This window comes from Sessilibacter sp. MAH3, from assembly GCF_054658275.1.
This window is the reverse complement of sequence record NZ_BAAGIE010000027.1, coordinates 48,880-56,975: the sequence shown is the minus strand read 5'-3', so window position 1 is coordinate 56,975 and position 8,096 is coordinate 48,880. Positions and strand designations below refer to the sequence as shown.

Genomic DNA, 8,096 nt, shown 5'->3' with positions numbered 1-8,096 from the left:
AAGAAATTGGAAATCGCATTTTCAATTTCTGTCCTCTGATTAAATCATGGATGAGTTAATCAGAGGTTCCTAAAGTAGGTTTTTTTTCAGAAATTTTTATGTGTAAAAGCTCTGAATATAAAGAGTCTGGGTGATAAATCGTTTAAAAACTTGCTGGATTTATTGGTGGTGAGATGGCGGTTTTAATCGTGATTTGTGTCTGAAAATTTTAAAGTGGAATTAATCTGTGATTAGATTTGGTTATTATAAGTTTTTTATTGTATTGAGTTGTTTTTTCTTGTTGTGGGGGTGTGGAAGAGTAAAAACGCCAATTCCAGATTTCCACTTTACTGAACAACAAATTCAAGCGGCGCGTACTGAGTTTCGCCAGTCTAATAAAGAGATATTGTTCTTCTTGATGGTTGATCGTGACGGCAAGGTTGTAAAGTCTGAGGTTATTGATTTCGACAGTAAGAAACTTGACCGCAGAGATACCGAGAAGTTTAAGCGTTCTACTTATCGAATAGAATTTAAACCGGCTTTAGAAACTGAGCCAGATTTCAGAGAATTTATTTATCCGATGAACGTAGACACCTCTTTTGAGTGGCGATAATTTTAAAGCAGCTATCTCAAAACGTTTTTATTCTCTAGGAGCCTCTGATTAACTCATCCATGATTTAATCAGAGGACAGAAATTGCAAATGCGATTTCCAATTTCTTTACAATCTTAATTATTCACCGTTCTTGAAATTGGCGACACCTCCTTGTGTCGCGAGAAACTCTAGGTTAATCAGAGTTCCCTCTATTGGTTAAGCCATTCCATTAATGTTGGTTGCTATGGGCTTTTTCATGGTCCAGTAACCAGCGCTTTCTTTCTAGACCGCCTGCGTAACCTGTGAGGCTCCCATCTTTACCAATTACTCTGTGGCAGGGAATTACAATCGCTAAACGGTTGCAACCATTGGCGTTAGCCACGGCACGTACCGCCTTGGGCTTGTTAATAATGTTAGCCTGGTCTTGGTAACTGCGGGTTTGTCCGTAAGGAATGCTTTGCAATGCTTGCCAAACCTGATTTTGAAATTCCGTTCCCGGTGAATGAATTTTGGTGTTAAAGGTGGTTAATTCACCATTGAAGTACTGGTTTATTTCTTCTTGAATGGAGCGAATGTGGTCGTTTTCTCCGGTGATGATTTCGGCCTTTAAAAGACGTTGTAAATCTTTAAATTCGGTTTCGAGTTTTTTGCGATCGACAAATTCTAACAAGCACAGGCCTTCATCGGTTGCACAAGCAAACATTGGCCCTAAGGGTGTGGTAAATCGATGAATTAAAATGACGTTATTTTTCATGCTTTTTTGCGGCGAATTGCCCATTAGTTTTTTGTAGGTGTAAGAAAATCCACTTAAAGAATCGTAACCGTGATCTAACGCTGTATCGGTTGCAGACTTTCCGCCGGATTTTAATTCGATAAACGCATTATTAATACGATACATTCTTTGAAAGGTGTGAAAGGTAATTTGATAATGACTTTTAAACCAGCGGCGCACTAAATCTGGACTGATGTGGTTCTGCCGCAGTTCAAAGTCAGAAATCTTCTGCTTTGGATTGTTGCGAACCAAGTCAATCGCTTGGGTAACTTGCTCGGGGGCTTGCTCTGAGTTTTCGGTGGGTTTACAGATTTTGCAGGGGCGATAGCCAGCACTCAGTGCCGCTTTATAATCCGTAAAAAACTCAACGTTTTCTTTTTTGGGCTTTCGAGCACGGCAGGTGGCAATGCAGAATATGTGCGTGGTTTTAACGCCAGCGAAAAATATTCCGACGTAACTCGATTGGCGTTCGCTTAGTGCGCGATAATAGTCTGCAAACTTCGCAGAATCTGTATCGGGTGTTACGACGTGTACGTAAGACGGCAACATAGCGCCAAACCTAACCTATGAGTGTTGGGAGTCGGTGGATTCTCAACACTCTAGTTTGGCGGTCAAATACTCGCAACCGAAAAATTGGCAAGTATTTTTCTGTAGCCGATCAATGGCTCGGTAACGGTCTACCGGAGCACGATCTTTCAGATGTATGGGAAACTCTGATTAATTCATGACTGAGTCAGTCAGAGATTCCTATATTCAGTCGCGTCGCAATTCAGTCGCGTCGCAAATGTTCTAAATGATTAATCATGGGGTAGTCTTCTGCCGAGCCAATGACGTTTTCTTTTTCGCCAAATAAGGGTTCAGAGAGCATATAGCTGGTCACCAGCGATGCGGTAGACACCAATGATTTTAGATGAACGCGCTCCCATCCGTGAGACGCATCCAATCCAAAGCAGATTAATGCCGTGCGAATATCGTTGCCAGCTTCTAAGGCTGCGGCGGCATCGCTGCGATAATACAAGAATACATCGCGGCTAAATTCAATCTCTTCGCGCTTGCAAATATTGATGAGATGGCGAGTTAAGTGGCGGTCAAAAGGCCCGCTGGAGTCTTGCATGGCAACGGTTACACCGGTTTCGCAGGTGTTTTGGTCCGGTGCAATGGTACCGTTATCGATAGAAACCATTTCGGCGACTTCACCGTGCAATATGTGTGAGGCGCCAACGCCAACTTCTTCAGAAATGGTAAACAGCAGGTGGCAATCTAATGTGGGCGTTAATTTATGATCGCGAATGGCCTTGGCGGCGGCTAGTAGTGATGCGACACCGGATTTGTCGTCGAGATGTCGTGCGTTAATAAAGCCGTTTTCATGGAAGTCGGGTTGCGAGTCAACGGAGACAAAATCGCCCACGCGAATACCGATATCCCACAAATGATCGATATTCATTACCGGTTCGTCGAGACGAATTTCAAGATTATTCCATGCCGAAATCTGGCTATCGACTTCTTTATTGTAGGTATGCCCAGAGGCTTTTAACGGCAAAATAGTACCAGAAATAATGGTGCCGCTATCGCAGTGAATCTTCACGCGTGCGCCTTCGGCAAAGCGTGCATTCCAATGGCCAATGGGAACTACTCTGAGTCGGCCATTACGTTTTAATCCTTTTACCATGGCGCCAAGAGTATCTAAATGCGCGGCAATGGCGCGTCTTGGTGATGTTTGCTTGCCGGTTAGGGTTGCGCGTATGGCACCGCGGCGAGTCAGTTCGTAGGGAATTTCTAATTTGTCTAATTCGGCGCAAACGGTGCGAACAATCTCGTCGGTCATGCCGCTAGGACTTGGGGTGCGCAATAAGGTATCTAATATTGTGCTTAGATAGTGTTGATCAATGGCTATTTTGGTCATGGGTTACATCGGAGTTTAAAAGCGACGCCAGAACGATATCTGACGTGTTTCGCTTATGGGTAAAATGAAAGGCTGCTTAGGGCACGATAATGAGCTTTATTGGGCGTCTTTGCTTTTGGTGTGTGGAAACAATAAATCGACAAATCTCTCAGCCGTGGGTTGTGGTTCGTGATTGGCAAGTCCGGGTCGTTCATTGGCTTCAATAATGGCGTAATCCGGGCCATCAACGTTTGGTACCATAAAATCCAATCCTACCACGGGAATATGCAGAGCTCTGGCCGCCCGGCGTGATGCCGACGCTAATACCGGGTGCAGGCGTTGGGTAACATCATGAATGGTGCCGCCGGTGTGTAGGTTGGCCGTGGAGCGGACTTTTATACGTTCTCCCGAGGGCAGAATGTCAGACATTGCATAACCCGCTTGCTTAACACAGCGCTCGGTTTCGGCATCCAGTGGAATTGTGCTTTCACCGTGGGTTGCTGCTGCTCTGCGGGCACTTAAACCAGAGACTAAATCGGCGATGGACTCTTGACCATTACCGACCACGTGCGGTGGTCTTCTGATCGCAGCGGCTACTACTTGGTAATCGATAACAATAACCCGCAGATCGTCGCCTTCTACGCATTCTTCAATAAGAACCTTATCACTGTAATGGGAGGCTTCATCAATGGCCAAATGAACGGATTGCAGATCGGTTAAACCAACTTTGATTCCGCGACCTTGTTCACCGCGGGCCGGTTTCACCACGACCTTGCGGTGCAGATTTAAAAACTCGGCAACGTCATCCATGTTGTCGGCCGGTATTTGTTCTGGCACTCGAAGACCTTCGTTTTCCATGACGCGGCGTGTCACGGCTTTGTCGTCGCAGCGACTCATGGCAATCGCGCTGGTTAATTCACTCAACGATTCGCGACAGGTAATGGAGCGGCCGCCGAGTGTTAACTTAAAAAAGCCGCCATCGGCATCAAGAATGTCAACGCCAATTCCGCGTCGACGAGCTTCAGTGGTGATAATTCGTGCGTAGATATTCAGTTCTTCTTCGGGATCTTGGCCCAAAAACCAACGTTCGTTAATGCTGTTTTTCTTTTTCAAACAGTAAACGGGAACCTGACGAAAACCTAATTTTTCGTAAACATGAATGGCTTTAGCGTTATCATGCATGACCGAAAGATCCATAAAGTCACGGCCTTTTTCGTGCAAACGCTCAATCAATTTTCGTGTTAGCCACTCGCCCACTGCTGGAATTTGCGATTGCCCATCAACAACCAGCGCCCAAAGACTACAGCCGTTGTCTGGGTCGTTAAAAGCAACACGATGATCAACACCGGTAACAGCACCAATAATTTCGCCGGTACTTAAGTCTTCTGCAACCAACATGGTAATTGCAGGAATTTCATTGAGCTTACTGTAGAAGCCATCGTAAGCAGGAACCATATTGTGTGATAGGTACAAACGATCAATTAATCGTTGTTTATCAGAACTGTTAATTTCACGAATTCTTACCGCGTCCGGTGGCTCTCCGGCGGATTGGTATTGGCGAAAATCCAGACGATAGGTTAGAGACGGATCGAGAAATAATTCTTGCGGCGCGTACGATAAAATTACGTTGGGATCGCGTACATAAAGCGCGATATCTCGCTGGCCTTTTTTCTCGCGACGCAAAATTCCGGCAACGGTTTTAGGGTTATCGAAGGTTTGACCAAATACCAAACGTCCCCAGCCGCAATCGAGCGCTAATTCTTTTTGCATTTCCTCGCCGGGTTGTTGTTCAACCGGCTGACCCCAGTGCTTTAACGAAGTCATTACCGACGGGTCCATGGGATCGTTCTGATGGTGATCTTTGTCGGCGTTTTTGGGGGTTTTAGAACCGTTTTTATGTGTTTTAAGAGTATTGGAGCTCGTCATGGTTAAATTCCCTGAGCTTGCAACCACATTTCTAGAAGCGCAATTTGCCAAAGTTTAGAACCGCGTAGCGGCGTAATGTGTTCTCTCGGCGCTGCCATTAATTGATCGATATAGTCGCGTTTAAAAATACCGCGACTGCGGGCTTTATCACTGTCAAGAAATTCGCGAACAAATTCTAAATACGGGCCTTCAATGTATTTTAAGGCCGGTACCGGAAAATAACCTTTAGGTCGATCAATCACTTGATTAGGTATAATTTTGCGCGCGACATTTTTTAAAATATGTTTGCCGCCTTGCTGTACTTTTAAATGTGCCGGAATTCGTGCGGCAAGCTCGACTACTTCGTGATCTAAAAATGGAACCCGCGCCTCTAAACCCCAAGCCATGGTCATGTTATCAACGCGTTTAACGGGATCGTCAACCAGCATCACGTTAGTATCTAAATGCAGGGCTTTATCGATAGCCGATGCCGAATGAATTTGCGAGAAATGCTGTTCCACAAATGCTTGACTGTAATCTTGTTCGTAAAAATTCGCCTGTAAAATATTGCGAAGCTCTGCTTCTGTTCGATCAAAAAAATGATTGCGATAATCCGCAACAGGGTTTTGCGAATTAGCCAAGGGTGGATACCAATGATAGCCACCAAACACTTCATCGGCACCTTGACCGCTTTGCACTACTTTTAAATGCTTAGAGACTTCTTTCGATAACAAATAAAATCCGACATTATCGTAACTCACCATCGGTTCAGACATGGCGGTAAAGGTTTCGGGAAGCGTTTCTAATAATTTGCTTGAAGGCACCTTTATTTGAAAATGATTAGTTTGATAATGATTGGCGATAATATCTGAGTACATGAATTCATCGCCTTTTTCGCCACCGGCGGCTTCAAAGCCAACCGAGAAGGTGCTTAATTCAGTTTGACCTTGTTCGGCCAATAAGCCAACAATCAGACTGGAGTCTAATCCGCCGGAAAGTAAAACACCTACAGGAACGTCGGCTATGGAGCGGCGTGCAACGGAAGATTTTAAGGTTTGTAACAGTAATTCTTCCCAATCTTGTTCGCTAAAACTTTCATCGCCTTTTTTACCGCCCATTTTTAACGACCAATAATTAAAATCTTGGAATTGACCGTTTTTATCGATAGTGCGAATGGTTGCAGGTGGTAATTTTTTAGCGCCATTTAAAATAGTATGCGGTGGCGGTACAACGGCGTGCCACTGCATGTAGTGATGTAAGGCAATTTTATCGATACTGGTATCCACATCGCCGCCTGCAAGCAGCGCCGGTAATGACGATGCAAAGCGAAGAAAATCAGTGTTTTGCGTGTAATACAGGGGTTTGATGCCGAAGCGGTCTCGTGCTAGTACGGTTTCGCCTGTATCGCGGTGATGAATTGCGAAGGCGAACATGCCGTTAAAACGCTGTACACAATCAGTGCCCCATGCATGATAGGCCTTCAAAATCACTTCAGAGTCACCGGTGGAGAAAAATCGGTAACCTAGCGATATTAATTCATTGCGCAATTCTTGATAATTATAAATACAACCGTTAAATACCAGTGTTAAGCCTAACTCCGGGTCTTGCATGGGTTGCTGGGCGTGTTCAGATAAATCAATAATTTTTAATCGTCGATGACCAAAAGCTATTCTGCCTTGACTATAAATGCCACCGGAGTCTGGGCCGCGAGGCACCAGTTTTTCGGCCATTCGAGAGACTTTTTCTACTGAGGGTGGGTTTTTGTTGAATCGGATTTCTCCGCAAATTCCGCACATAATATTACGATAACCTTTAGGTTCTTTGGATGAAAATAAGATTGAATTAAATGTCTTGTTGCGAAGATTTATCTAAATAAACAGGTTATTTTTATAGAATAAGTTTATTAAAATTGTGTGAAGTTCTTTCGCAAAGGGGCGATTCTTAATCTTTAAAATTAATTCAATTGCATAGACTAACATAAATTTAGCGTGTTTTGTGTGATTTCTTGATGTGTTTTCATGAAGCGTGGGGTTTATAAGTAATTCTTTTTTAATGCCAATATGAAATTAGATACGTCTTGATTTTCTATATCGCTTTATTTTCGACGTATTTTTTAGTGTGTTTTATTTTCAACATCGCTTTGTAGTATTTACAAAGTGTGCTGTTAATTGCACCGTGTATCTAGCTGCGCCCTCCATTTTCCACCTTCTATTTTCTACGTTGTTGTTAATCTTATAAGTGATTAAGCAAGGTTTAGACCGATTGCAAGAATCGCTCTCTTGAATTGTATTTTTAATTGTCGCCACCCTATAAAAATGGTCGCCAATCTCAAGAACTGAATCAGAGCTTCCTAAAGTTTTTAGCGTGTTAGCCGATAGATTGATTTGGCGTTTTGCGTTGTGAGATATCAGTATTGCTGGACAATACTTTCACAAACAGCTGGGTTTGCTCATTTAACGCCATTTTTATTCAAAGGAAAACGTTGAATAGGCTTAGTAATCGCACATTATGCTAACTGTTAAATTATTACTGGTTCTGATTTTGATGTCGGTTGTGTGCGCTTGTAGTACGCATAGCCTCTACTCGGTCGAGTCAATACCTTCAGTAAAAGCAAAAAGCATTCATCTAGACGTAGACGCTGACCCGATAAAAACAAGCCATATTGACCAAATCGACACGCCTGACGATGCAATCGAGTCAAGTTCTGACGAAAATAATAAAGCGCAACCAGATCTGAGTTCGGAAAATTTCTACGATTTTTATATCGTTGACGATAATTCTTCATTACACAATGAATTCGATGTTGGAATTCACAATACCTTTATTAGTAAAGAAAAAAAATCTATTAATAAAGAAATAAGATCCAAGCCAGAATTATCAATTGGCGTCGAGGATTCTTCAAAAAAATATAATCAAAAAGATTTGACAGAGAATAATTCGAAAATTCAAGCTGTAGAACAAGGTA

Annotated in this window: 6 protein-coding genes; 2 read left to right on the top strand and 4 right to left on the bottom strand. The window is 43.2% G+C overall.

The window, feature by feature from the left end; translation table 11 throughout:
• Positions 1 to 277 precede the first annotated feature (277 nt).
• The gene (locus ACYQ2C_RS15060) at positions 278 to 592 is read left to right on the top strand and encodes a hypothetical protein (RefSeq protein WP_460103890.1); all 315 of its coding nucleotides are present in this window, start codon (positions 278 to 280) and stop codon (positions 590 to 592) included.
• Between the two features lie 209 nt (positions 593 to 801).
• Here the strand turns inward: ACYQ2C_RS15060 and ACYQ2C_RS15055 are convergent, their stop codons facing one another.
• The 4 genes from ACYQ2C_RS15055 to ACYQ2C_RS15040 all read right to left on the bottom strand — a co-directional run bounded on the left by ACYQ2C_RS15055 (position 802) and on the right by ACYQ2C_RS15040 (position 6,927).
• Positions 802 to 1,893 carry a bifunctional transcriptional activator/DNA repair enzyme AdaA gene (locus ACYQ2C_RS15055; RefSeq protein WP_460103892.1) on the bottom strand — a complete coding sequence of 364 codons (1,092 nt, stop codon included), beginning with the start codon at positions 1,891 to 1,893 and terminating at the stop codon, positions 802 to 804.
• Positions 1,894 to 2,113: 220 nt separating this feature from the next.
• Positions 2,114 to 3,247, bottom strand: a complete 1,134-nt coding sequence (locus tag ACYQ2C_RS15050) for an osmoprotectant NAGGN system M42 family peptidase (protein ID WP_460103894.1) — start codon at positions 3,245 to 3,247, stop codon at positions 2,114 to 2,116.
• A 96-nt stretch (positions 3,248 to 3,343) separates the two neighbouring features.
• Positions 3,344 to 5,152, bottom strand: a complete 1,809-nt coding sequence (ngg, locus tag ACYQ2C_RS15045) for an N-acetylglutaminylglutamine synthetase (RefSeq protein WP_460103897.1) — start codon at positions 5,150 to 5,152, stop codon at positions 3,344 to 3,346.
• 2 nt (positions 5,153 to 5,154) lie between these two features.
• Positions 5,155 to 6,927: an N-acetylglutaminylglutamine amidotransferase gene (locus ACYQ2C_RS15040; RefSeq protein WP_460103899.1), complete on the bottom strand. Its 1,773-nt coding sequence runs from the start codon at positions 6,925 to 6,927 to the stop codon at positions 5,155 to 5,157.
• Between the two features lie 712 nt (positions 6,928 to 7,639).
• Between ACYQ2C_RS15040 and ACYQ2C_RS15035 the strand changes: the two genes are divergently transcribed.
• Positions 7,640 to 8,096, top strand: a 457-nt coding sequence (locus ACYQ2C_RS15035) for a hypothetical protein (protein ID WP_460115710.1), incomplete at its 3' end; no start/stop codon positions are given.